Genomic DNA, 24,421 nt, shown 5'->3' with positions numbered 1-24,421 from the left:
CATTCCAGATAGTAGAATTCATTTTCCGCAATGCGAAATAGGATCACCGCGGGGCGCGACGGGAGTGCGAATCCGACAGTCGAATCAGGAGTGTTCCATGGCTCGAATGACCGCTGCCCGCGCGGCAGTTGAGATCCTCAAGCGTGAGGGCGTCACCGACGCGTTCGGTGTCCCCGGCGCGGCGATCAACCCCTTCTACGCGGCGCTCAAGGCCTCCGGCGGCATCACCCACACCCTTGCCCGCCATGTCGAGGGTGCCTCGCACATGGCCGAGGGCTACACCCGCACCCGCCCGGGCAACATCGGGGTCTGCGTCGGCACTTCCGGTCCGGCCGGCACCGACATGATCACCGGGCTGTACTCCGCGACCGGCGACTCCATTCCGATCCTGTGCATCACGGGCCAGGCCCCGACCGCGGTGATCCACAAGGAGGACTTCCAGGCCGTCGACATCGCCGCCATCGCGGGGCCGGTCACCAAGATGGCGGTGACCGTCCTGGAGGCCGCGCAGGTCCCCGGCGTCTTCCAGCAGGCCTTCCACCTCATGCGCTCCGGCCGGCCGGGCCCGGTCCTGATCGACCTGCCGATCGACGTGCAGCAGACGGAGATCGAGTTCGACCCCGGGACGTACGAGCCGCTCCCCGTCTACCAGCCCGCCGCGAGCCGCGCCCAGATCGAGAAGGCGCTCGGCATGCTGAACGCCGCCGAGCGCCCCCTGATCGTCGCGGGCGGCGGCGTCCTGGGCGCCGACGCCGCAGAACTTCTCGTCGAGTTGGCCGAGTTGACCGGCACACCGGTCGTGCCGACCCTGATGGGCTGGGGCGTCCTCCCCGACGACCACGAGCTGAACGCCGGCATGGTCGGCCTGCAGACCTCGCACCGCTACGGCAACGCGACCTTCCTGGAGTCCGACTTCGTCCTCGGCATCGGCAACCGCTGGGCCAACCGCCACACCGGCCGGCTCGACGTCTACATGGCCGGCCGGACGTTCGTCCACGTCGACATCGAACCCACCCAGATCGGCCGGATCTTCGCCCCCGACTACGGCATCGCCTCCGACGCGCGCGCCGCGCTGGAGCTGTTCGTCCAGGTCGCGACGGAACTCAGGGCAGGGGGAGGGCTGCCCGACCGCTCCGCCTGGGCGGCGGCGGCACAGGAGAAGCGGGCCACCCTCCAGCGCCGTACGCACTTCGACGACGTCCCGATCAAGCCGCAACGCGTCTACGAGGAGATGAACAGGGCCTTCGGCCCCGAGACGCGGTACGTCTCGTCGATCGGCCTCTCGCAGATCGCCGGCGCCCAGATGCTGCACGTCCACCGGCCCCGGCACTGGATCAACTGCGGCCAGGCCGGCCCCTCGGCTGGACCGTCCCGGCGGCGCTCGGCGTGGCCAAGGCCGACCCCGGGGCGCAGGTCGTCGCCCTGTCCGGCGACTACGACTTCCAGTTCATGCTCGAAGAGCTGGCGGTCGGGGCGCAGCACAAGATCCCGTACATCCATGTCCTGGTCAACAACTCCTACTTGGGCCTGATCCGGCAGGCGCAGCGGGCGTTCGACATCGACTTCCAGGTCAGCCTGGAGTTCGAGAACATCAACGCGCCCGAACTGGGCGTCTACGGCGTCGACCACGTCCGGGTCGCCGAGGGCCTCGGCTGCAAGGCGATCCGGGTGACCGAACCCGGCGAGCTGGGCCCGGCACTGGAGGAGGCCAAGAAGCTCGCCGCGGAATTCAGGGTCCCGGTGGTCGTCGAGGTGATCCTGGAGCGCGTCACCGACATCTCCATGTCGACCACCAACGACATAAGCGACGTCGTCGAGTTCGAGGAACTCGCGACGGAGCCGTGGCACGCCCCGACGTCGATCAGGACGCTGAAGGCCTGACGGAGGAGGGGTGAGGGACGGTCCCGGCCGTCCTCAGCCCCCGCCCCCTCCGCCACAACCGCCACCGCCTCCGCAGTAGTGGCTGCCGCCGGAGCCGCCGTAGGTCCCGGAGCCCCGGGAAGGCCGGAGCATGCTCTTGCTCCCGATCTCGACCCGGGCGATCAGCCCCGCGCGGAGGGCGAAGCGTGGCACGAACACCCGCAGGGCCGGCTCCCCGTGCAGCGCGACGGCCAGCAGTTTGTCGTGCTGGGTGAGGCCGTGCCGGTCGGCCGGGAGCGGATGCCGTTCCCGCAGGCCCCGCACCTGGCGGCGGGCGGCACGGGTCGGGCCGAGCAGCGGGTGGCGCAGCAGCCCTGCCTCCGTGAGGCCGACGCGTACCTCGGCCACCGCCCAGCGGACATCCGGATGCCGAACCAACTCCCGCAGCCCGGCGGGCTCTTCGAGGGCACCGTGCACGGCGCGCTCCAGGACCCGAGTCCGGTCCGGGCTTCCGGCATCCTCCGCCGGAGCCGAATCGTGCGCGGCGGCCCGCACGGTGCCCGGCGGCCCCGCTTCGACGGCGCCCCGCAGATGCAGGGCGACGACGGTGACGGTGACCGCGGCACGCGGGCCGCCGCGCAGCAGCGCGATCTCGTCCGGCGTCCGGCGGACATCGGTGCTGTCGGTGCTGTCGCCCATGGCTCCCCCGAAGCGGGGCCCGCCGCCCCCGTGCCGGCAGGCCCCACGTACGAGGTATGTGTGCCCGTCGACAGGGGGGCTCGAAGCGTCCGGGGCTCGGTTCAGAGCTTGATTTGAGGGTGCCGTAGGCGGGCTACGGCCACTGCCGTAGGCCTGATGAACCGAGTACGGTCGTGCGGTCCTTGTCCGCGGACGTGGCACGCGGGCTCAGGCCTCGTGGTGCTCCGACAGGCCCGGCCAGTTGTCGGGGCCGCCGCCCTGCCACTCGATGAGGTCGGCCTCCTCGACGTCGGTGACTCCCCCGAGCTCTCGAATCAGCTCGAGCAGGGAGGTACCCCCGTGGTCCGCCAGCCGCAGGATCTCGCGGACGTCGTCGACGTGCGAGGCGACGCCCAGCGTCTCGTCGCCCGAGGTCACCCGCCGCGAGCCGTCCAGGGCAGGCGGATGCACCACGATGTGCGGTTGCTCCGTGGGAGGTGCCATGCCCCCAGGCTCCTGCCCGCCGGGCGGATCCGCACCCCGGGCGCTGGGAGGTGTGGCCGTCCGGCGGCGCGAGGTCGGGCACGACGGTACGTTCGCGCCGCCGGACGGGGTCGGTGAGTCGGGCTCGGGACCGCGGCGGGTGCGACGGCACCGGGTGCTCCTCCCCTTCAGGCCGAAGGAGGGGCCCGGTGGCCTTCGCCACCGCACTGGCTCGCACGCCGCCGCGGCGCCCCCGCCCCGCCCGCGGGGTCCGCGCGGTCACCCTTCGTCCGGACCGCGCGCGGTCTCCGCCGCGGGCCGCGCGTACGGCCTCGACCTCCCGTCGGGGGCCGTACGCGAGCCTGTTCCGGTTCTCCTGTCGTCGAGCCGGGCCGAGGCGGGCTCAGCCGAGCTGGTCCGTTCGGGCGGGGTGGACTCCGGGTGCTGAGAGGCGTCGGACCGGCGTCAGACCTCGGCGCCGGACAGCCGCTCCACCGCGCGCAGCAGCGCGGAGTGGTCCAAGCCGCCGTCGCCCTGCGCGCGCAGGCTCGCGACCAGTTGCGCGACCACCGCGCCGACGGGCAGGGCCGCTCCGACGGTGCGGGCGGCGTCGGTGACGATGCCCATGTCCTTGTGGTGCAGGTCGATGCGGAAGCCGGGCTTGAAGTCGCGGGCGAGGAAGTTGCCCTTCTTGCGGGTCAACACGGTCGAGCCGGCGAGACCGCCGTTCAGGACGTCCAACGCGGCCGCCAGGTCCACGCCGGACTTCTCCAGGAAGACCACGGCCTCGGCGCACGCCTGGATGTTGACGGCGACGATCAGCTGGTTGGCGGCCTTCACGGTCTGCCCGGAGCCGTGCGGTCCGCACCGCGCGATCGTCCTGCCGAGCACGTCGAAGAGCGGCTTCGCCCGGTCGAAGTCGGCCTGGTCGCCGCCGACCATGAGGGACAGCACCGCCTCGACGGCGCCCGCCTCGCCGCCGGACACCGGGGCGTCGAGCACCCGGATGCCCTTGTCCTTCGCGGCGGCGGCCAGGTCGACCGAGGTCTGTGGGGTGATCGTGGACATGTCGATCAGCAGGGCGCCGGACCGGGCGTTCTCCAGGATGCCGTCGGGCCCGTAGGCGACCGCCTCCACCTGCGGGGACGCGGGAACCATGGTGATGATCACGTCCGCGTCGCGGACCGCTTCGGCGACGGAGGAGGCGGCCGTGCCGCCCGCGGCGACCAACCGGTCCAGCTTCTCCTGCTCCAGGGTGTAGCCGGTGACGTCGTAGCCCGCCTTGATCAGGTTCTCGGACATGGGGGAGCCCATGATGCCGAGGCCGATCCAGGAGACCTTGGGAAGGCCGGTGCTCATGCGGGTGCCTCTCTTTCGCTCTGCGGTGTCCGCGGGCGTCCGCTGCTCAGCGGGGAGTACGGGCCTCGGCCGGCAGCCAGTCGAAGGCCTCGGCGCTCGGCCGGTCGCCGGGCTTGTACTCCAGGCCGACCCAGCCCGTGTAGCCCGCCTTCCGCAGCCGTCCGAGGAGGTCCGCCAGCGGGAGCGAGCCGGTGCCGGGAGCGCCGCGGCCGGGGCTGTCGGCGATCTGCACATGGCCGGTCCGCGCGGCGTACCGTTCGATCACCGCCGGCAGGTCCTCGCCGTTCATGGCCAGGTGGTACAGGTCCATCAGGAACCGGGCGTTGTCCAGCCCCGTGGCCGCGTTCACCTCGTCGACGACCTTCACCGCGGCCGGCGCCGACACCAGCGGGTACCGCGGGGACTCGGGCCGGTTCAACGCCTCGATCAGCAGGATCGCGCCGATCCGGTGGGCCGCGCGGGCGGCGAGGACGAGGTTCTCCAGGGCGAGCGCGTCCTGCTCGGCGGGATCCACGCCGTCGACGCGGTTGCCGTACAGCGCGTTGAGGGCCGTACAGCCGAGGGACTCGGCGAAGACCGCGGCGACCTCGACGTTGGCGCGGAACCGCTCCGACTCCTCGCCCGGGACCGACAGGGCGCCGCGGTCCGGGCCGGGGAGCTGCCCGGCGTAGAAGTTCAGGCCCGTGAGCCGGACGCCCGCGTCCTCGATCGCCTTCCTCAGGGCGTCGAGTCCGGACCGCTCGGGTGTGGGCGAGGCGACCCAGGGCCACCACAGCTCGACCGCGGTGAAGCCGGCCGCGGCGGCTGCCGCGGGGCGCTCCAGGAGCGGGAGTTCGGTGAAGAGGATCGACAGATTGACGTTGAAGCGCTGGTCTGCGGCAGTACTCCACTCGGCACCTGGCATCTGGGCCGCGCTCCCTTCCTCCCGATTTCCTATTTCGCATTACGGAATGCAGTTTCTGCTTACCGGAAGACTGCCCGTAAGCTTCAAGGGCTGTCAAGAGGGGGCGCGCGAGAGGTGCCGGACGGCTCGAGGGAACGGTTAGGTTGAGCGCGTACGAGTGAGGGCGGAGTCCCGCGGCGCGGCTCTGGCCTGCGGTAACGCACACTTACTCGTGCTGACCTGCAGGAACGCCCCTCACCCGTTCTCGTCGCTTCGCAGCGTTTTCCAGGTACGTGTGCCCTGGATATGCCCTGTGGGGAGGTGGGCGAGGGAGGCCTTGTGGTCAATGCGGCAGCGGTCCGACTCGGCACAGGTCGTAACGACCCAGGGACGCCTGGCCGATCCGGGACAGGCGCCCAATTCCAGGTCAGGGCCTCACGGCCTGGTGCGGGCACTTCCGCGCGGACGCCTTCGACCCGTTCCCGATGACGCGTCACGTGGAGTGCGTGGCGATTCTTGAGCCTGCTGCAAGGGCGCCTGACCTGTGGATCTATGGCACGGCAGCGTTTGAAGTGGCGAGGGTGTCAGGGCATCGCTCAAGATTTCTGACGCCCAATGGGAAAGGTGTGGTCTGTTGCACGGCTCTGGCTGACCAGGGCGGTCATCAGCGACCGGGCGATGGTCCGTCGCTTCGGTGAACACCAGGCGATGGCGGTGCCGCAGGGCGCGGAAATTGAGTTCCAGTGCTGCGCCGAATGCCTGCCCGGCACCGTGGGCAACCGGCCTTTTCGACCACCCGCCAGCGACTACGGCGCAGCCGAGGAAATGCGTCGGTTCCCTCTGTTCAGTGAGGGACACGGACGAGCCTCTTGTCGGCGAACTCGTTGATGCCGTACCTGGCGAGTTCCCGCCCCACACCTGAGCGCTTGACCCCGCCGAAGGGGAGGTCCGGGGGCGTGAGGGCGTGGTGGTCCAGGAGGAAGTCGATGCGGGCGCGGCCGTAGCGGAGCGGTGGTACGGCGCCGACGGTCGGGCAGCCAGGCGTCCCCCTTGGTGAGGACGGCGAGCGAACTGTCGACGAGCGGAGGGCGACGACTTGGATTCGTGGCTCGGCGGACGCCTGCCGGCCTCCACCGGAAACGCCGCCCGGTTCCAGGCTCGTCGACCCACTCCAAGGGCCCCTCGGCGGCATACGTCCGCCATGGCAGTACCGCCGAGCAGCGCTCAGGGCCGGGGGTTGGAGCGGTGCCACCGCGGGCGTGCGTCACCGCCACGGCGTCCGGCGACCGAGGCGCAACGCGGGCACTGGCGTCGCACCCGGTCCGCCGCGCCTCCGGACTCCGGGAAGGTGTCGGGCCAGGCGATGTGCGCGAAGCGGATCAGCCGGGAGCGGCTGAGGGACAGCCCGCAGACGGTCTGGTTCAGGCCCGGCTCCCAGGCATGGACCTCGCCGGCCTGCAGTCGGCGGCGGTCCTCCTCCTCGTCGGTCCACTGTCCGGACGCGGCGACGGCGTACTGCTTGGCGCGTGCCATGTCGTACGCGGCCCGCCCGTCAGCCGGCCGCGTTGTCGACGCGCAGCCGCACCTGCTCCTCCAGGCGCTGAAGGCTGGTGTCCAGGGCGTCGCCGACGGCTTCCTCGCCCGGGTCGTGGCTGTCGTCGAAGAACGACAGGTGCACCGTCACCTCACTGGCTCCGCCACCGATGCCGGCGACCTGGAGCCAGCCGGCATAGCTGCCCTGGTCGCGGGTGCCCCACTCGAGCCGCATCTGGTCCCGCTGGGCGCGCAACAGGGCGGAGACGTCCTCGTCGGTGCGGTCCTCGTGCACGGTGACGGCAGGAAGGTCCCCGACGTCCACGTGCAGCGCTTCCGGCAGCCAGGTCTCCAGTTGGTCGACATGGGCGGCCTGGTCGAAGACGTGCTCGGGCTGTGCGGGCATCGTCCGCGAACGTTCGTACTCGGTCATCGCGATACCGTCCTCGGCTGGGGGCGTACAGCGGAGCGGGTGCCCGCCCCGCCCGGATACAACCCCGCGGTTCTTGCTCGCCCATGGAGCGCCAACCGCGGGAGAGGACCGGGAACCGGTCGGTGGGGGCCGTGCGCTGAGCCAGCGGCAAAAGCTGGATCGAGGCGATGAGCACGGACGTCACGGCTTTCCTAGTCGCTGCCGAAGACGGCCTTCTGCACGTCGTTGGGTCCGTCGAATTGCTTCGCTCCCGACTGGGAGATCTTCTCGACGAGGGTGTCGTCCGCGCCGTTGCTCCTGGCCAGCGAGACGAGATCGTCGCTGCTGGCCGGATAGTCGGCTCCCTTCAGGGCCTTCTGCAGGTCGATCGGGCTGATCTCTGCCATGGCGTTCTCCGTTCCGTACGTGGCGCGGGGGCCTGCGCCGGAGGCCGGGTACCCGACGGGCTGCCGTGCCAATCAGCGCTCGCCGCCGGGCATCGTGGTGGCAGACCAGCGCCTTCACATCCTCCTCGTGCCCCGCGGTGGGCGAGTGTGCCGCAGCATCGTCCGCCAGTCCTGCGGGTATTCAGGGCGGCGCCATGGGCGCGGCCCTCGCACGCGTCCGCACGAGCAGCGAGGAAGCGGGCCGTGGGGCGCGAAGGGCCACGGACGGAACAGGGGCGGGCCACGCGCCTGCGGGAGATCGCCGTGGACGTGTTCGGCTGGGACACCCTCCCGCCCGAGCAGCTCACGGCCGTGGAACGGCTGCCGGAGGGCGAGGACACCCTCGTCGTCATGCCGACCGGGGCCGGCAAGTCCGCCGTCTACCGGGTGCCCGCCCTGACGCTGTGCGCACCGGTCGTGGTGGTGTCGCCGTTGCCGGCCCTCCAGCGGGACCGGATCGCCGACCTGCCGGACGGCGACCGCGCCCCTGCCGCCGTCGCGGTCAACCGCGACCTCGGCGCGGCGAGTAAGGAGGCCGCCTGGGGGCGATGCGTCGAGGCCAGGCCACATTCCTGTGTCCGCCACCGGAACAGCTGGCCAAGGACGAGGTGGGGGAGCGACTGGCCGAGGTGGGTCCCGCCCGGTTCGTGGGGGACGAGGCGCGGTGCGTGTCCCCGTGGGGCCACGACTTCCGCCCGACCACCTGCGCCTGGATCGGGCGGTGCGCCGCGTGGGAGACCACCGGTCCCGGCCCTGACCGAGACCGCCGCTACACCGGTGCGCAACTGGAAGAGGCCGACGCCGTCGCCACGGGAAAGGAGGGCGAAGTACGTTCGGCCCCCGGTGTGTCTCCCTGCCGAGCGACACGCTGCCCCTTGAAGCGCTGGCCGCCCGGGACGGCTTGCCCACGGTGGTGCGCGGGCCGGGTGGGGATCGGTCGGCACCGCGACCGCGTGGCCGTTTGCGGTGTCCCTCCCAGGGGACTCGGCAAGCTCCCACGCATGGGAGGGCGGACATGACCGGCCAGAAGAACCACCGCGGGGACCGTTACGACCGGGCGCGCAGCCACGACGAGCCCGGGGCGCACTCGGGCGCCGAGAGCCAGGCGCAGGAGCGGTCCGTGCCGGGTACGGCGAGCGCCAGGGAGGGCTACCAGCCGGGGCACGGCACGACGGCGGGCAACCCACTGGAGGGTGTCGAGGCCGCCGAGCGAGCCCGGCACGAGCCGGACGGTGAGGGGAAGGCCGACCCCCGTCAGGAGGCGCCTTGGGGACTCGAGACGCAGCCTTCGAATGACGAACTGCTGAACTTCGACACCACCGCACTCGAAGACTGGGACGAGAAGCGCGCGCGAGCGGTACTCAACGGCGGAAACGGCCCGCTGTACCGCAACCACCTGCACATCGCGATGCACCTGGACCAGTGGGCGAAGGCGGAGAGCGAACGTACCGACACCGACGCGCGGTACAGGGCCGGTTATGTCCAAGCGCTTGAGGACATGGCTGCATACCTGAGGCAGACCTACTACCTGCCCGAGGGTGGATGAGCCGATCGGAGGGCTGTCGACGCGCTTGCCCCGATCGTCGACTTCCGCCCCGGGGCGGCGGGCGCCCAGCAGGCCACAGCCCCTGGGAGGTCGAATGGACCTGACCGGCGGCAGGCTTACACCGTGTCCTACACGGTCAGGCCGAGGAGGCGCTCGCAGCAGCACAGGGCTGCGGCGAGGCCGAGGAAGGCCAGGTCGTTGCGCGGGGACGCTCGTAGCGGGGTGACGGGCGGCGATAGCCGGTCAGCCAGGAGGTTGGGTCGGCCGCGCGGTGAGGTTCTCGCCGTGGGGTGAGTCCTGTTCCGCGCGGCCTCCCGCCGGACCGGACATGACGGTTTCCCGGTCATCCGGCTCTCCAGTGCCCCGACTGTGCAGCCGTTGCCGCAGGTCAGGCAGGTCATAAACCTTGTCGGCGTGCAGGCTCCGGGGCCTGGAACGGTTGGTGTGGGATTCGTGTCCCCTGGGGAAATACGCGTCCCTCGGTCTCAGGCCAAGGCTGTCGTGGGTGTCGGCCGCGGCGTCGCCGTCGGTGAGTTCCACGTCGCCGGACCGAGGCTGACAAGCACCGCGCTGCTGTCGCTCGGCATCGACATCGCGCGCTGGTATCGCCCGGGAGGGGAATGGCCGCCTGACGAGCTTGCCGATCGCTACGCGGAACTCGCCCTGCAGCTCGTCGGGCCCGGACGAACCTGACAAGACGCCAGGCAAAATCCGACTGCGGCACAGGTCATCGGGAGTGTGCGGGGTGGCGACCTGCACTTTCCGGGTCCACTCTCCTGTCCGCGGAAGAACTCCCAGGTGCGGTAGCGCGGCCGTGGCGGTTGACGCCTCCGACCGCCCCGTGACGCTGGTGATCGCCAACCAGACGGGTGTGGGCCCCGGGCCGCTTCAACAGCGCCGGCACTGCCGGGTACGAGGCCGGCCCGGAGACGTTCTCCGGGTTGCACGATCAGGCCGTCACTGCCTTCGGTGCCGAGCCCGCGCCGGCCGTATGAGCAGCCGCCGCGCCGCGCGCATGCCGGGCACCCTCGCGCCGCCGGCGGTCTTGGCCGACGGCCGCATCGCCGTCCCACCGGACCGGTTCGGGACGCCAGCCTGCCCGGCGGTCGTTCCGAGCCCGGCGAGAGTCCGGGGCGAACCCTGGCCCGGGAGGCCGCCGAAGAAGTCGCCGCCTGCCTCGGAGCCCCGGTCGTGCTCGGTTTCCAGCGTCCAACGCTCGCCAAGGCCAAGCTTCCCAGGGGCCTCGGACCTCATGCCCTACGGCAGGCTCACGCGTTCCTGCTGATCGCCGCAGGGGAGTCCGTTAAGGTCGTGTCTCGACCGGGGCACACCAACGCTGCGATGACCTTGAACGTCTACAGCCACCTCTTCGAATGTGCCCCGAATGGGCCCTCTCAGCCGGAGGCCTGAGGGAACAAGCTGGTCAGAGTCAAGGTCATGGGGGCGCGATGCGGTTGAGAGTGGAGTTCACGACCGAGCCCTTCGACCTGGACGAGGCGCCCGCGCACGCGGTGGTGGCCCGGGAGGTTGTGGAGGCGGCCGGGCTGGACTCGGTGGACGTCGGGCCGTTCGGGAACACCGCGGAGGGCGGCGCGGGCGCGATGCTCACCGCCGTCGACGCCCTGCTGCGCCGGTCCCTGGAGGCAGGCGCCACCCGGGTGTCGCTCCAGGTCAACGTGATCGCGGAGGGCGAGGAATGAGCGGCGCGACGGACGAGCCGTTCATCGCGGCGGTCAAACCGCTCGTCAACGCGGTGGGCGGGCAGCTGATCCCGCCCGACGAGGCCGGCCCCGACGACGTCGTACTCGCCTGGAAGGGTGCCGACGCCGTCGCCGTACGCCTGCCCCAGCTCGCCGACTCCCTCGATCGCATCCTCGCCGCCCTGGAGCGCCGGCAGGGCAGACCCCTCGCCGACCTGGACCGCAGAACCAAGCAGGAGATCGTGCGGAGCCTGGAAGCGCGCGGCGCCTTCGCCGTACGGCACGGCGTGGAGACCGTGGCGAGCGCGCTCGGCGTCAGCCGGTTCACCGTCTACAACTACCTCAACCGTGAGAAGGGCTCCTGAACAGGGCGTACAAGCCGCTTCTGATGCTGCGTGGCAGGGTGGCCGGCCGTTATTTTTCAACAAAGTGTTGACGTGTCGGTCCGTGGCGGCGTTAGCTGTCGGCACGCCCGCTCAGCACGAAGGCCGCTCGCGGCCGGGGAGGCCACCGTGACGTCCACTTCCACGCCGCCGGGCCTGGCCCGCTTCAACGCACTCGAGGAGTCCGCGGCCCTGGCCGCCCTCCACGAGGCATGTGCCTCCACGGCGTGGGCCCGCCGACTGCTCGCCGACCGGCCCTACGCCACCGCCGACGACCTGTACGCCGCCTCCGACGCCGCCATGGGCGGGCTGAGCGCGGCGGACCTTCAGGAGGCGATGGCCGGGCACCCGCCGATCGGCAGGCCCCGGCCCGGCGACCCGGCCTCGACGCGGGAGCAGAGCGGCATGGCCTTCGCGACGGACCGGCTCAAGGCGGAGATGCTCGAACTGAACCTGGCCTACCAGGAGAGGTTCGGCCATGTGTTCCTCATCTGCGCCACCGGCCGGACCGGCGAGCAGATGCGCGACGCGCTGACCGGGCGCATGGGCAACACGCCGGAGCGGGAGCGGGAGATCGTCCGCACCGAACTGGGGAGGATCAACCGCATCCGCCTGGCCCGACTCGTCGACGGGGACTGACGCAGAGATGAGCACCGAGACCACCGCCTCCGTGTCCACGCACATCCTGGACACCAGCGCCGGCCGCCCCGCCCGGGGCGTCGCCGTCCACCTCTCCGCCCGCTCGGGCCGGGAGGCGCCCTGGCAGGCGCTCGGCGGCTCCGCGACCGACGAGGACGGGCGGTGCAAGGACCTTCCGGCGCCGCCGGAGGGAACCACCCACGTACGGCTCGACTTCGCCGTGGAGCCGTACTTCACCGACCGGCAGGCCGAGGCGCAGCAGGACGCCCCCGCGAATCGGGACAGCGGTGCCGGAGTGTTCTTCCCGGAGGTGGCGATCACGTTCGCCGTCGTACCGGGCGAGCACTACCACGTACCGCTGCTGCTCAACCCGTTCGGCTACTCCGTATACCGAGGGAGCTAGCGAGATGACCGACACGTCCCGCCCTGCCCGCCCTGTGGTCCTGGGCCAGAACCAGTACGGCAAGGCCGAGAACCGAGTCGTCAGGATCACGCGGAACGGCGCCACCCACCACATCAAGGATCTGAACGTCTCCATCGCCCTGTCCGGCGACATGGAGGACGTCCACTACTCCGGCTCCAACGCCAACGTCCTGCCGACCGACACCACCAAGAACACCGTGTTCGCGTTCGCCAAGGAGCACGGCATCGAGTCCGCCGAGCAGTTCGGCATCCATCTCGCCCGGCACTTCGTCACCTCGCAGGAGCCCCTCCACCGGGCCCGTATCCGCGTCGAGGAGTACGCCTGGGAACGGATCGCCACCTCCGACGCCCACGAGGGCGAGCACTCCTTCGTCCGCAAGGGCCAGGAGACCCGACTGACGCAGGTCACCTACGACGGCGAGCGGTGGGAGGTCGTCTCGGGCCTGAAGGACCTGACGGTGCTGAACTCCACCGACTCCGAGTTCTGGGGCTACGTCAAGGACAAGTACACGACACTGAAGGAGACCCACGACCGTATCCTCGCCACCTCGGTCGCCGCCCGCTGGCGGTTCAACTGGACCGACGACGAGCAGCGGATGCCCGACTGGGAGACGTCCTACGAGCGGACGAAGCAGCACATGCTCCAGGCGTTCGCCGAGACCTACTCCCTCTCCCTGCAGCAGACGATGTACCAGATGGGCGCGCGGATCATCGAAAACCGCGACGAGATAGACGAGGTCCGCTTCTCCCTCCCCAACAGTCACCACTTCCAGGTGGACCTGGAACCCTTCGGCCTCAAGAACGACAGCGAGGGCGGTGCCGTCTACCTCGCCGCCGACCGCCCCTACGGTCTGATAGAGGCCACGATCCTGCGGGACGGCTGCGAGGCGCTGATACCGGCGGACCTCACCAACCTCTGAGGGCAGAAGGGACGAACCATGGCAGCAGCCCAGCGCAGCGCCACCGAACGCGTCGTCATCGAGAACTGCGCGATCGCGACCGTCGACGCACAGGACGCCGAGTACCCCTCCGGGCACCTCGTCCTCGCCGGCCACCGCATCGAGTCCCTCGGCGCGGGCAGGGCGCCCGAGGGCCTGGAGAACGTCGTCCGCCGCATCGACGCCACCGGGCATCTGGCGACCCCCGGCCTGGTCAGCACCCACCACCACTTCTACCAGTGGATCACCCGGGGCCTGGCCACCGACCACAACCTGTTCGACTGGCTCGTCGCGCTGTACCCGACCTGGGCGCGCATCGACGAGCCGATGGTGGACGCGGCGGCCCGGGGCTCCCTCGCGATGATGGCCCGCGGCGGTGTCACCACCGCGATGGACCACCACTACGTCTTCCCGCGGGGCACCGGCGACCTGTCCGGCACCATCATCCGCGCCGCCCGCGACATGGGCGTACGCTTCACCCTCGCCCGCGGCTCCATGGACCGCGGCGAGAAGGACGGCGGACTGCCCCCGGACTTCGCCGTCGAGACGCTCCAGGACGCCCTCGCCGCGACCGAGGAGACCGTCCGGCAGCACCACGACACCTCCTTCGACGCCATGACCCAGGTCGCCGTGGCGCCCTGCTCCCCTTTCTCCGTCTCCACCGAACTGATGAGGCAGGCAGCGGAGTTGGCCCGCGGGCTCGGCGTACGCCTGCACACCCACGGTTCGGAGACGGTGGAGGAGGAGAAGTTCTGCCACGAGTTGTTCGGCATGGGCCCGACCGACTACTTCGAGTCCACCGGCTGGCTCGGCGAGGACGTGTGGATGGCCCACTGCGTCCACATGAGCGACTCCGACATCGCCGCCTTCGCCCGTACGAGGACGGGCGTCGCCCACTGTCCCTCCTCCAACGCCCGCCTCGCCGCGGGTATCGCGCGCGTCCCCGACCTGCTGGCGGCCGGCGTCCCGGTCGGCCTCGGCGTGGACGGCACGGCGTCCAACGAGTCCGGCGAACTGCACACCGAACTGCGCAACACCCTGCTCGTCAACCGCCTCGGCCCGCACCGGGAAGCGGCCCTGACGACTCGTCAGGCACTGCGTCTGGGTACTTTCGGTGGCGCCCGAGTGCTGGGCCGTGCCGCCGAGATCGGCTCGCTGGAGCCGGGCAAGCTCGCCGACCTGGTGCTGTGGCGGATGGACACCCTCGCCCATGCCTCCATCGCCGACCCGGTGGCCGCGCTGGTCCTCGGCGCGGCGGCCCCGGTCACCGCGTCTTTCGTGAACGGCCGCCAGATCGTGGAGGACAGCCGACTCCGCACGGCCGACGAGGAAGAGATCGCCCGTTCCACGCGCACACAGGCCCAGCGACTGGCCCGGATCACCGCCCAGGCCTGACCACCAACCGGGCGGGCGGCACGACTTCCGCCCGCCCGTCGATTTGACCGGCCGTCATGGAAACTACGCCCGAGCCGCTCCGACCTCGTCGCGCAACCGGGGCAGCATGTCGTGGAACACCCCCGGGCAGAGGGTGTCGCCGTAGTCCTTGTGGCCGTAGATCTGCGGGGTGGGGATGCCGTACCGGTCGCACACATAGGCGCAGAGGGTCACCAGGACCTCCCACTGGGCCTGGGGCGGAACCGCGCCGTCGTGGTACGCGCCCTCGTTGGCGATGCCGATGGCGTAGTTGTTCTGCCCGGCGGTGTGGGTGCCGAGGGGGAAGGTGGTCCCGCCGGTGAGGCCCTTCAGGCTGCCGTGCCAGGCCCTCGGTGATCCAGCCGCCCCGGCTGACCAGGAAGTGGTAGCCGGTGTCGGCCCACCCGTTCTTGTCCATGTGCAGGTCCTGGACCCAGTGGGCGTGGGAGTGGGCCTGGGCACGGGAGGAGTCGGAGGTGTTGGCGCTCACTGTGTGATGAACGATGATCCTGCTCGGCCGGTACCGGAGGAGGCGGATGTTCCCCTGGGGGGAACGGGCGCCCCAGACTCCGGTGGTGTCGATGTCCGGTTCGACGGCTTCGGCGCTCTGCGCGCCGGCGGTGCCGGGCAGGGCGGTGGCGGCGACCAGGCCGGCCGCCCCGGCGAGCAGCAGGCGGCGCCGGAGGGCGTTCTCGGGATTCACGATCACTCCTCGAAGGAGGGGGAGGGTGGGGGGCGGTGAGCCGGCGGCCGTCCGGCCGCCGGCTCCACCGCGTGATCGCGTGCTGGGGAAGTCTCGGAAGGCGCTCGCGCCTATACCGTCACGTGTTGTTGGCGAGGGCCAGGAGCCGGTCGCGCGAACCGTTGAACTGGTTGCGGTCCACGTTGCCGGAGACGCCGCTGACCGAGCCGGTGCTCGTGTACTGCCAGACCGTCCAGGTGGGGAAACCGCTGGGGATGGTCGGGGACGATGCCGAGGTCCAGTGCGCCACCCACAGCGGGCTCTTGGAGTACATGCCGGTCCAGTTGCCGGTGCAGGTGTTCCACCAGCCGGCCGTCGTGTAGATCACCGCGTCCCGGCCGGTGCGGGACTTGTAGGTGTTGTAGAAGTCGTTGATCCAGGTGCGCATCTGGGTGGTGGACAGGCCGTAGCACATGGCCCCGTAGGGGTTGTGCTCGATGTCCAGGACGCCCGGCAGGGTCATGTTGTCGCGTGACCAGCCCCCGCCGCTGTTGACGAAGTAGTTGGCCTGGGTCGCACCGCTGGAGACGTTGGGGCGCGCGAAGTGATACGCGCCGCGGATCACACCGGCGTAGTACGCGGCCGGGTAGTTGGTGTTGAAACTCGGGTCCTTGTAGCTGGTGCCCTCGGTCGCCTTCATCCAGGCGAACTGGATCCCGGAGTTGCGCACCGAGGTCCAGTTGATGGCGCCCTGCCAGTGCGAGACGTCGATGCCCTGGACGCCGTCGGTCGGAGCCATGATGCCCATCGACGGCTCTTCGGCCGGGACGTCGCCGTGGACCTGGGCGCCCACGCCCATGTACGCCTGGCCCGGCTTGACCTTGACGCGGTCCTTGTCGGGTTGGGGCGCGGCGGCGGCACTGGAGACGGTGGTCGCGGTCAGCGCGAGAGCCGCGACGAGGACGCCGAGCGCCGTGGTCGTCCGTCTGCGGGTGCCGGTCGAGCGGCTGGGGAACGAGAACATGACTGCCTCCGGTACGCATGTGGGGAGGAGAGGAGGTGACGTCGGCCGGTGCCACCTGGGCAGAACCGTGCTGTTCCGTGATTTGACGTGCGCGCGTCATTAGTTAGGCATGTGGGGTCTACGCGTGTAAAGCCCTCGCGGGCGCCTCTGGAGGTCTGGTCCACTGGAGGTTCGGGTGGCCTGGGACCTTGCGGGTTCGGTGGCAGAAACTTTCACGGCGTGAAAACTGCGGCTTGTTCTTGTGGAAACCCGGGCAGGGCCAAGTGGTGGACGGTGGGCAAGCCTCAGTCCGAGTCCGGCGCGGGGGCCGGCCTGGCGAGCCTTGAGGACCGCCGCTGCCAGCACCAGCGCTGCCACCGCGATCGCCGTCGCCACCCGGAAGGCCAGCCGGTACCCTTCCGCCGTCGCCGGCACCGCGTCCGCACCGCCCGCGAGCAGCCCGTCCGTGCGGCTCGCCGCGAGCACCGACAGTACCGCGAGCCCCAGTGAACCTCCCACCACCTGGGTGGTGTTGAACAACCCGGATGCCACTCCGACGCCCTCCTCCCGCGCTCCCGTCATGGCGAGCCCGGTCAGCGCGGGCATCGCGGCCGCGAACCCGGCGGCGAGCAGCAGCATGGGCGGCAGGACGTCCGTGACGTACACACCGCCCTCGGGCGCTCTGCTCAGCAGCGCCATCCCGGCGACGATCAGCGCCAGCCCCGACAGCAGCACCCAGTACGCACCGAAGCGGCCGATGGTGCGCGCGGACAGGCCCAGCATCAGCGCCCCGATCGCGACCGGGGCCGGAAGGAACGCCAGACCGGTGATCAACTCGCCGTATCCAAGAACCCGTTGAAGATACAGCGCGCCGATGAACTGGAAGCCGTACATCGTCGCCACCATCAGCACCTGCACCGCGTTCGCGCCGGCCGGCATCCTTGAGCCGAGCAACCTGAGCCGCAGCAGCGGGCGCGCGGCCCGTGCCTGACGGATCGTGAACGCCGCGAACAGGGCGAGGGCGAGCACGGACAGCAGCAGGGTGCCGCCGATGTCCCGCTCGCCGGTACCGATGACGACGTAGACGGTGAGCATCAGTGCCCCGGTGATCAGCACCGCCCCCGGGTGGTCGGCGCCGCGGCCCAGTCCCGCGTCGGCGGCACGGCGGTCGGGAGCGAGCGCACGGACCGCGGCGAACAGCGCGGCGACGCCGATCGGAAGATTGATCAGGAAGATCCAGTGCCAGCCCCACCACTGCGTCAGCGCGCCGCCGAGGAACGTGCCGAGCGCCCCGCCCGCCGCACCGACCGCGCTGAACACCGCGATGGCCCGGGCCCGCTCCCGGGGCTCGGGGAACAGCGCGACCAGCATCCCCAGCACCACCGCCGAGGTCATCGCCCCGCCTGCACCCTGCAGGGCACGCGCCGCGATCAGCATGCCCTGGTCGGTGGCCACCCCGCACAGGACGGAGGCAGCGGTGAACACGGCGAGCCCGGCGGTGAACATCCGCTTGCGTCCCACGAGGTCGCCGAGCCGACCGGCCAGCAGGAGGAGCCCGCCGAACGGGAAGAGGTAGGCGTTGACCACCCAGGCGAGCCCCGGCGCGCTGAAGCCGAGGTCGTTCTGTATGGCGGGCAGGGCGACGGTGACGACGGTGCCGTCCAGGATCGTCATCAGCGTCCCCACGCACAGGACGACGAGTGACGCCCCACGGGAGGACGTTCGCCGTGGTGCCGCCGGCGCCGGTGACTTGATCGGGGTCGACATGGGGGTGCGGCCTCCACTTCCTGTCCGGAGCTCCAAAGGTGCACGACTTGTAACGGGGTACATCGTCAGTGACCATGGGAGACCGCGGTAAGGAGGCAGTTCGATGTCCCGGAGGAACACCGTTGTTACCCCGCAGGTGGTGAACGCGCACGCGTGCCCGGTGCGGGAAGTTCTTGACAGGGTCGCCGGAAAATGGAGCGTGCAGATCCTTGTCGCAGCCGCGCACGGACCCATCCGGTTCACCGGACTGGAGCGCGGCATCGAGGGCATCAGCCGCCGCATGCTGACGCTCACCCTGCGCAACCTGGAGCGCGACGGGCTGGTCACACGTACCGTCCATCCGACGGTGCCGCCGAAGGTGGAGTACGCACTCACCCCGGTGGCCCGCGAGTTGCACGAGACGCTGCAGCGGCTGACCGACTGGGCCGAACGCAACCGGGTCTACATCGCCGAGTCACGGGCGGCCTACGATACGGAGCACAACCCCGACCCCGTCGGCGCGTAGCCGCACCGGGGGAGCCGTTCGCCCCGGTCCGGACGCGACGACCGCCCTACAGCCCGAACACGCCCGGGTCCTTGGCCAGTTCCCGGAAGACGTCCTGCGGGCTCGGCACCAGCTTGCGCTCCTCGAGGTCCAGTACGCCGCCGACCGCCGTGATCTCGGCCGCGACCGTGCCGTCCGCCCTGGTGATGATCTGCTCGATGCGGAACGTCTTGCCGGTGCCCCAGGTGAAGGCGCAGCTCACGTCGACCTCGTCACCGGCGAGCAGCTCCCGCTTGTAGCGGATGGTGGTCTCCAGGGCGACCGGTCCCACACCCTGCCCGATGAGACCGGACTGCGTGATCCCGGCCTCCTGGAGCAGCGACCAGCGCGCGTGCTCCGCGTAGTTGAGGTACACGGCCTGGTTGAGGTGGCCCTGTACATCGGTCTCGTATCCGCGCACGGTCACCCGGACGGAAAACGGCTCGCTCACTGCGTCCCCTTCGCGCCTGCTCGTTTCGTTGCCCTGACCACCGATTTTGGCATGCCCCTCACACCCGGCGCGGAGAGGCCAGCAGATACCGCGTTCGCGTCCTCGGCTCCGTGTGCTCCCCGACCTGCCAGCCGGCCCCCTCCAGGGTGGCCGCACAGGCCCGCAGCGCCTCTCCGTCCACCTCGTACACGGCGACGGCCTCCGGCTGCGGCGTCTCCCGCACCCGGTAGCCGCCTTCGGCGCCCTCCCCGGCGGGACGGCACCCGGCGGCCTCCAGGGCGAGCGCGGCGGCCTGCACCAGATGAGCCCGCTCCCATCCGCACGGCCGGTCGGTGGCACCGTCGGGGTTGGTCATCCTGCGCAGCTCCAGCATGCCCTGCCAGGCACTGCGCACCTCCCGGAGCCGAGCCGGCCCGGTTCCGGAAGCCGTGGCCTCACCACCGACCCGCGCCGCGAACACCCCGGTGGCCGCCGGTGCCCCGGCCTCCACCGGCTCGGGCTCCGCCTCCGCGTCCCGTATCCGATGCCCCGCAGGCGTCAGGAAGTGATGGCGCGGCGCCCGCGGATGCCGGAAGGCAAGCCCACGCTTCACCAGCGCGGCAAGCTGCGCCTCCGTCCCCTTTAGGCGCCCGGTCGCGAGATCGGCACCCTCGATGACCCGCCGCAGCCCCGCACCCAACGCTCTCGTCACCACAGCCACCCCCGCTCCCCGACCGGCCGACCATCCCTTTTCCATCCTTTCGAAGGCTACGACCGAGCACTGACACCCCCGGCGCCCGGAGCCTCGGCGCGATGCGTGCCGTTCCATGAGCCGGTCGTAGAATTCCGCTGTGGAGAATTCAGATCGTACGTCGCAGCCCGGATCGGAACCGCGGAGTGCAGGCGGCAAGCCCGCGCAGGGCCTGGAATCCGTGGAGAACGCCCTCTCCCTGCTGCTCCTGCTCCGCAAGCAGGGGCGTGTGCGGCTGAGCGAGGCCGCCGACGAGCTGGGTGTGGCCCGGTCCACGGCTCATCGTCTGCTCTCCACCCTGCGCGGCCGCGGCTTCGCGGTGCAGGGCGCCGACAAGGTGTACCGGCCCGGCCCCACGCTCTACCGCCTGGGGATGTCCCAGCGGTCCGAGTACGACCTCGTGGAAACCGCCCGGCCGCACATGCTGTGGCTCAACGGACAGCTCGGCGAGACGGTGCACCTGGCGGTCCGGGCCGGGGCCGAGGCGCGCATCCTGCACAGCATCGAGGGAACGCACGCACTGCGCGTCGGTAGCCGCGTGGGCGTGAATCTGCCCGCGCACCTCTCCGCCGGAGGCAAGGCGCTGCTCGCCGACCTGAGCGTCTCCGAACTCGCCGACATCTACGGCACCCGGCGCACGGCACAGGCGGACACCGACCCCGAGACACTGCACCGCACGCTCGCGACCGTCCGCAGGCGGGGCTACGCCGTCAATATCGGGGTTACCGAGCGCGGTATCTCCGCCGTGGGCGCCGCAGTGCGGGAGCCGGGCGGCCGCGCCGTGGCGGCGATGATCGCCTCGGCCCCTTCGCTGCGCTTCACCCGCGCCCGCCTCAGTGATGCGGCCGCTGTGCTCGGAGAGGCCGTGCGCCGCATGGAGGCGGCACTCTGAGTCGGCGGCCGGTGTCCCCGTACGCACGCGGCCGAAGCGGACGGGCATCGTACGGCGGCAGGCCCGTGGTGCAAAGGGGTGCTCCCTTCTGTACCGCAGAGCGGAATTCCTGGGCAGTTTTATTGCTCCCTGCGTAACAGGGCTGCTTTCATGTGGTCACCGATGGGTCATCCGCTCGTCGCCGGAAGGACACCGGGGTCTGCGGAGCCGCCCACCGTGTCGGTGCTCCGTCCAGCGGCCTGCCCGGCTCCCCTCCCCCCACCTCTCCACGACAGGACGTGGCCGCATGACCACCGACGCTCAAGCTCCCGCCTCCGCTCCCGCTTCCGCCCGGGCCCCCGCTCCCGCCCCGACGGACCGGCGCACCCGCGCCCTGACCCGTGCGGTCGTCGCCCTGTGTACGGCGGCGATCACGGTCGAGGGGTTCGACCTCATCGTCTACGGCGTGGCGATGCCGTCGATGCTCGCCGACTCGAATCTGGGCCTCGACAAGTCCCTTGCCGGAACTCTCGGCAGCCTTGTCTATCTGGGCATGCTCATCGGCGCCATCGTCTGTGGGCCACTCGCCGACCGTCTCGGCAGGCGTCGGCTCGTGCTGGCGTCGGGAGTGGTCTTCACCCTGTTCACCGTCGGCTGTGCCGTCGCCGCCGAGCCCTGGCAGTTCGGTCTCTTCCGGTTGCTCGCCGGCATCGGCATGGGCGGTGTGATGCCGTCCTGCGTGGCCCTCGCGAAGGAGTACGCTCCGCGCGGTCGCTCCGCGCTGGTGGCGACCGTCGTCCTCGCGGGCGTTCCGGTCGGCGGTGTGCTCGCCGCGCTCACCGCCGCCACGTGGGGCGAGTCCCTCGGTTGGCGCGGCCTGTTCGGTGTCGGCGCGGCACTGTCGACGCTGGTGTTCGTCGGCGCGTACGCCCTGCTGCCGGACTCGCGGCCCGGAGCGGCCGACGTCCCCGACCCCAAAGCCACTCCCCCGACGGCGTCCGTCGGCAGCCCCGAGTCCGGCGGCCTGACGGCCGAGGCGAAGACCCCCTCGCCGGCCCGCTCCGTGCTGTCGGACGGCCGCGCACGCACCACTGTGCTGTTCGTCGTCGCCAACTTCGCGGTGCTCCTGGCCTGGTACGGCCTGAACACCTGGCTGACCCAGCTGATGCGCGAGATGGACTACCCGCTCGGCTCGGCGCTGCAGTTCACGCTCGTGCTCAATCTGGGTGCCGTGATCGGCTCGTTCGCCATCGCCGCCGTCGCCGACCGGGTCGGCCCGCGCTTCGTCACCATCGGCAGCGCGGTGCTCTCCGCGGTCGCCGTCGTCGGCCTGTCGTGGGGCGGCAACACCGTCGTCGTCCTCTGTCTGACCGCGCTCGCCGGTGTCGGTGCCCATTCGGCCCTGACCGTGCTCAACGACTGGGTGGCGTCCAGCTACCCGGCCTCGATCCGTGCCACGGCACTCGGCTACGTCTCGGGCTTCGGGCGCGGCGGCGCGATCGTGGCGCCGCTGCTCGGCGGCTGGATCCTGACGGCCTCTCTCGGCCCGACCACGGTCTTCTACGTCTTCGCCGCAGCCGCCGCCCTGAGTGCCGCGGCCCTCCTCGCCATCCCGAACCGCCGGGCCTGAGGCCGCCGCCGCGAAGCGCGATGCCCCGCCTCCTGCAGGAGGCGGGGCATCGCGCTTCGCGGCGGCGGCCTCAGGCCCGGCCGGACCCGTACAGGAAGCGGTGTACGGTCTGAACGCGGCCGACCGGCCGTTACTGACGGTAGCCGCCCAGGAACCGGCCGATGCGGCCGATCGCTGCCTCCAGGTCGTCCGCGTGGGGGAGGGTGAGGATGCGGAAGTGGTCGGGGGAGGGCCAGTTGAAGCCCGTGCCCTGGACCACCTGGATCTTCTCCCGCAGGAGGAGGTCGAGGACGAACTTCTCGTCGTCGTGGATCTTGTGCACCGCCGGGTCGATGCGCGGGAAGGCGTACAGGGCGCCCTTCGGCTTGACACAGCTCACGCCGGGGATGTCGTTGAGCATGCGCCAGGCCACGTCCCGCTGCTCGTGCAGGCGTCCGCCCGGCGCGGTCAGTTCACGGATGGACTGGCGGCCGCCGAGCGCGGCCTGGATGGCGTACTGGGCGGGCGCGTTGGCGCACAGGCGCATGGAGGCCAGCATGGTCAGGCCCTCCAGGTAGTTCCTGGCGTGCTGCTTCGGGCCGGTGACCACCAGCCAGCCGGAGCGGAAACCCGCCACGCGGTAGGTCTTCGACAGCCCGCAGAAGGTGAGGACCACCAGGTCGGGGGCGAGCGCGGCGGCCGAGTGGTGCACGGCGCCGTCGTAGAGGATCTGGTCGTAGATCTCGTCGGCGAGGACCATCAGACCGTGCCGACGGGCCAGGTCGAGGATGCCCTCGACGACCTCCTTCGGATAGACCGCGCCGGTGGGGTTGTTGGGATTGATGATGACCAGGGCCTTCGTACGGTCCGTGATCTTCGACGCCATGTCGTCCAGGTCCGGGTACCAGTCGGCCTGTTCGTCGCACAGGTAGTGCACCGCCTTGCCGCCCGCGAGGGTGGTCACCGCCGTCCAGAGGGGGAAGTCCGGGGCGGGGATGAGGACTTCGTCGCCGTCCTCCAGGAGTGCCTGCACGGCCATCGAGACCAGTTCGGAGACGCCGTTGCCGAGGAAGACGTCGTCGACGTCGACCTCGAGGCCCAGGGTCTGGTAGCGCTGGGCCACCGCGCGGCGGGCGGAGAGGACACCCCGCGAGTCGGTGTAGCCGTGCGCCTGCGGCAGCATCCTGATCATGTCCTGGAGGATCTCCTCCGGCGCCTCGAAGCCGAACAGGGCCGGATTGCCGGTGTTCAGGCGCAGCACACTGTGCCCCGCCTCCTCCAGGGCGTTCGCGTGCTCGATGACCGGGCCGCGGATCTCGTAACAGACCTCGCTGAGCTTGCTCGACTGCCGGAACTCCATGCGCCGCTTCCCCTCAGGTATCCGGTGTTGCTTGCTTGGTTTTACCAAGTGACTGCTTGGAAAGTCCAACGACTTGTCTACACTGCGTCGCATGTCACCTCGCCGAAGCTACGACCAGTACTGTTCCGCCGCCCGCGCGCTCGACGCCGTCGGCGACCGCTGGACCCTGCTGATCGTCCGGGAGCTGCTCGCCGGCCCGAGGCGCTACACCGACCTGCACGCGGACCTCCCCGGCGTCAGCACGGACGTGCTGGCCTCGCGACTGAAGGACATGGAGCGCGACGGGCTGACCGTCCGGCGGCGGCTGCCCCCGCCCGGCGCGGCCTCCGTGTACGAACTCACCGCCCGAGGGCGCGAGCTGCTGCCGGTGCTCCAGGCTCTCGGCACGTGGGGACAGGGCGTGCTGGGGGAGCGGCGGCCCACCGACGCGGTACGGGCGCACTGGTTCGCGCTGCCGCTGCTGCGTGCCCTGGGGGGTGAGGGGCTGGTCGAAGTCCAACTGGACGAGGGGCGGTTCCACCTGCACGTCGGAGCTGAGGACGGGGCCGTCTACGGCGACGGGCCCGCTCCCGGGGAGCCCGACGCCACCCTGGCCCTCGACGCCGACACCTGTACGGCGATCGGCCGCGGCGAGTTGGCCTTGGCCGACGCGGTGCGGGACGGGCGGATCGAGGTGGGCGGCGACGGCACGCTCGCCAAGGCGCTCCGCGAGGCGTGACGGGGAGGGCG

26 protein-coding genes and 2 pseudogenes are annotated in these 24,421 nt (G+C 71.0%); 15 read left to right on the top strand and 13 right to left on the bottom strand.

All coding sequences use genetic code 11. From position 1 onward, the window contains the following. Positions 1–97: 97 nt before the first annotated feature. Positions 98–1,881 (top strand): annotated as a pseudogene (gene gcl / locus WJ438_RS09110) (glyoxylate carboligase). A 33-nt stretch (positions 1,882–1,914) separates the two neighbouring features. Here gcl and WJ438_RS09105 read toward each other — a convergent pair. From WJ438_RS09105 to WJ438_RS09075, 7 genes are all read right to left on the bottom strand, one after another. Further along, on the bottom strand, positions 1,915–2,559 hold the full coding sequence (locus WJ438_RS09105; protein WP_406724765.1) for a TIGR04222 domain-containing membrane protein: 645 nt from the start codon (positions 2,557–2,559) through the stop codon (positions 1,915–1,917). Between the two features lie 207 nt (positions 2,560–2,766). After that, complete coding sequence (locus WJ438_RS09100; RefSeq protein WP_406724764.1) at positions 2,767–3,042, bottom strand: hypothetical protein; 276 nt, start codon at positions 3,040–3,042, stop codon at positions 2,767–2,769. 444 nt (positions 3,043–3,486) lie between these two features. Continuing rightward, a complete protein-coding gene (locus tag WJ438_RS09095; protein ID WP_406724763.1) occupies positions 3,487–4,380 on the bottom strand; it encodes a 2-hydroxy-3-oxopropionate reductase in 894 nt (297 codons plus the stop codon). Positions 4,381–4,426: 46 nt separating this feature from the next. Further along, the gene (locus WJ438_RS09090; RefSeq protein WP_406724762.1) at positions 4,427–5,284 is read right to left on the bottom strand and encodes a TIM barrel protein; all 858 of its coding nucleotides are present in this window, start codon (positions 5,282–5,284) and stop codon (positions 4,427–4,429) included. A 1,203-nt stretch (positions 5,285–6,487) separates the two neighbouring features. After that, on the bottom strand, positions 6,488–6,796 hold the full coding sequence (locus WJ438_RS09085) for a hypothetical protein (RefSeq protein WP_406724761.1): 309 nt from the start codon (positions 6,794–6,796) through the stop codon (positions 6,488–6,490). 19 nt (positions 6,797–6,815) lie between these two features. Further along, entirely contained in the window at positions 6,816–7,229 is a 414-nt protein-coding gene (locus tag WJ438_RS09080) for an SRPBCC family protein (protein WP_406724760.1), read from the bottom strand. 191 nt (positions 7,230–7,420) lie between these two features. After that, positions 7,421–7,615 (bottom strand): DUF2795 domain-containing protein, encoded by a 195-nt coding sequence (locus WJ438_RS09075; protein WP_406724759.1) that lies wholly within the window; start codon positions 7,613–7,615, stop codon positions 7,421–7,423. 243 nt (positions 7,616–7,858) lie between these two features. On the opposite strand from WJ438_RS09075, the gene WJ438_RS09070 reads away from it, so the two are divergent. From WJ438_RS09070 to WJ438_RS09025, 10 genes are all read left to right on the top strand, one after another. Continuing rightward, positions 7,859–8,533, top strand: coding sequence for a DEAD/DEAH box helicase (locus WJ438_RS09070; RefSeq protein WP_406724758.1), 675 nt, complete (start codon positions 7,859–7,861; stop codon positions 8,531–8,533). Between the two features lie 136 nt (positions 8,534–8,669). Then, positions 8,670–9,200: a hypothetical protein gene (locus tag WJ438_RS09065; RefSeq protein WP_406724757.1), complete on the top strand. Its 531-nt coding sequence runs from the start codon at positions 8,670–8,672 to the stop codon at positions 9,198–9,200. A gap of 501 nt (positions 9,201–9,701) precedes the next feature. Next, entirely contained in the window at positions 9,702–9,893 is a 192-nt protein-coding gene (locus WJ438_RS09060; protein WP_406724756.1) for a hypothetical protein, read from the top strand. Between the two features lie 276 nt (positions 9,894–10,169). Then, complete coding sequence (locus WJ438_RS09055; RefSeq protein WP_406724755.1) at positions 10,170–10,610, top strand: NUDIX domain-containing protein; 441 nt, start codon at positions 10,170–10,172, stop codon at positions 10,608–10,610. Between the two features lie 38 nt (positions 10,611–10,648). Next, a complete protein-coding gene (locus WJ438_RS09050) occupies positions 10,649–10,900 on the top strand; it encodes a hypothetical protein (protein WP_406724754.1) in 252 nt (83 codons plus the stop codon). Then, positions 10,897–11,265: a helix-turn-helix domain-containing protein gene (locus WJ438_RS09045; RefSeq protein WP_406724753.1), complete on the top strand. Its 369-nt coding sequence runs from the start codon at positions 10,897–10,899 to the stop codon at positions 11,263–11,265. Before WJ438_RS09050 ends, WJ438_RS09045 begins: the two co-directional genes overlap by 4 nt. 147 nt (positions 11,266–11,412) lie before the next feature. Continuing rightward, a complete protein-coding gene (gene uraD, locus WJ438_RS09040) occupies positions 11,413–11,922 on the top strand; it encodes a 2-oxo-4-hydroxy-4-carboxy-5-ureidoimidazoline decarboxylase (RefSeq protein ID WP_406724752.1) in 510 nt (169 codons plus the stop codon). 7 nt (positions 11,923–11,929) lie between these two features. Beyond that, a complete protein-coding gene (gene uraH / locus WJ438_RS09035; protein WP_406724751.1) occupies positions 11,930–12,325 on the top strand; it encodes a hydroxyisourate hydrolase in 396 nt (131 codons plus the stop codon). A 4-nt stretch (positions 12,326–12,329) separates the two neighbouring features. After that, positions 12,330–13,265, top strand: a complete 936-nt coding sequence (gene pucL, locus WJ438_RS09030) for a factor-independent urate hydroxylase (RefSeq protein ID WP_406724750.1) — start codon at positions 12,330–12,332, stop codon at positions 13,263–13,265. An 18-nt stretch (positions 13,266–13,283) separates the two neighbouring features. Continuing rightward, positions 13,284–14,678 carry an 8-oxoguanine deaminase gene (locus tag WJ438_RS09025; RefSeq protein WP_406724749.1) on the top strand — a complete coding sequence of 465 codons (1,395 nt, stop codon included), beginning with the start codon at positions 13,284–13,286 and terminating at the stop codon, positions 14,676–14,678. A 63-nt stretch (positions 14,679–14,741) separates the two neighbouring features. Here WJ438_RS09025 and WJ438_RS09020 read toward each other — a convergent pair. The 3 genes and pseudogenes from WJ438_RS09020 to WJ438_RS09010 form a co-directional block, all read right to left on the bottom strand. After that, positions 14,742–15,399, bottom strand: a pseudogene (locus WJ438_RS09020) (peptidoglycan recognition family protein). Between the two features lie 118 nt (positions 15,400–15,517). After that, positions 15,518–16,402 carry a lysozyme gene (locus WJ438_RS09015; protein WP_406724748.1) on the bottom strand — a complete coding sequence of 295 codons (885 nt, stop codon included), beginning with the start codon at positions 16,400–16,402 and terminating at the stop codon, positions 15,518–15,520. Positions 16,403–16,501: 99 nt separating this feature from the next. After that, positions 16,502–18,148, bottom strand: a complete 1,647-nt coding sequence (locus tag WJ438_RS09010) for an MFS transporter (protein WP_406724747.1) — start codon at positions 18,146–18,148, stop codon at positions 16,502–16,504. Between the two features lie 103 nt (positions 18,149–18,251). Here WJ438_RS09010 and WJ438_RS09005 point away from each other — a divergent pair, with 103 nt between their 5' ends. Beyond that, positions 18,252–18,653, top strand: coding sequence for a winged helix-turn-helix transcriptional regulator (locus WJ438_RS09005; protein ID WP_406724746.1), 402 nt, complete (start codon positions 18,252–18,254; stop codon positions 18,651–18,653). Positions 18,654–18,699: 46 nt separating this feature from the next. On the opposite strand, the gene WJ438_RS09000 is transcribed toward WJ438_RS09005, so the two are convergent. Continuing rightward, on the bottom strand, positions 18,700–19,122 hold the full coding sequence (locus tag WJ438_RS09000) for an acyl-CoA thioesterase (protein WP_406724745.1): 423 nt from the start codon (positions 19,120–19,122) through the stop codon (positions 18,700–18,702). Between the two features lie 58 nt (positions 19,123–19,180). After that, on the bottom strand, positions 19,181–19,813 hold the full coding sequence (locus tag WJ438_RS08995) for a hypothetical protein (RefSeq protein ID WP_406724744.1): 633 nt from the start codon (positions 19,811–19,813) through the stop codon (positions 19,181–19,183). A gap of 139 nt (positions 19,814–19,952) precedes the next feature. Here WJ438_RS08995 and WJ438_RS08990 point away from each other — a divergent pair, with 139 nt between their 5' ends. Both WJ438_RS08990 and WJ438_RS08985 read left to right on the top strand, forming a co-directional pair. Beyond that, entirely contained in the window at positions 19,953–20,744 is a 792-nt protein-coding gene (locus WJ438_RS08990) for an IclR family transcriptional regulator (protein ID WP_406724743.1), read from the top strand. A 286-nt stretch (positions 20,745–21,030) separates the two neighbouring features. After that, complete coding sequence (locus WJ438_RS08985) at positions 21,031–22,353, top strand: MFS transporter (protein ID WP_406724742.1); 1,323 nt, start codon at positions 21,031–21,033, stop codon at positions 22,351–22,353. A gap of 130 nt (positions 22,354–22,483) precedes the next feature. On the opposite strand, the gene WJ438_RS08980 is transcribed toward WJ438_RS08985, so the two are convergent. Then, positions 22,484–23,692, bottom strand: coding sequence for a pyridoxal phosphate-dependent aminotransferase (locus WJ438_RS08980; RefSeq protein WP_406724741.1), 1,209 nt, complete (start codon positions 23,690–23,692; stop codon positions 22,484–22,486). Between the two features lie 91 nt (positions 23,693–23,783). Here WJ438_RS08980 and WJ438_RS08975 point away from each other — a divergent pair, with 91 nt between their 5' ends. Then, complete coding sequence (locus tag WJ438_RS08975; RefSeq protein WP_406724740.1) at positions 23,784–24,410, top strand: winged helix-turn-helix transcriptional regulator; 627 nt, start codon at positions 23,784–23,786, stop codon at positions 24,408–24,410. Positions 24,411–24,421: the final 11 nt, after the last annotated feature.

The organism is Streptomyces sp. GD-15H (assembly GCF_045291515.1).
Taxonomy (GTDB): Bacteria; Actinomycetota; Actinomycetes; order Streptomycetales; family Streptomycetaceae; genus Streptomyces.
Note: the sequence above shows the minus strand (reverse complement) of the source record. Positions and strands in the feature narration are given on the sequence as shown.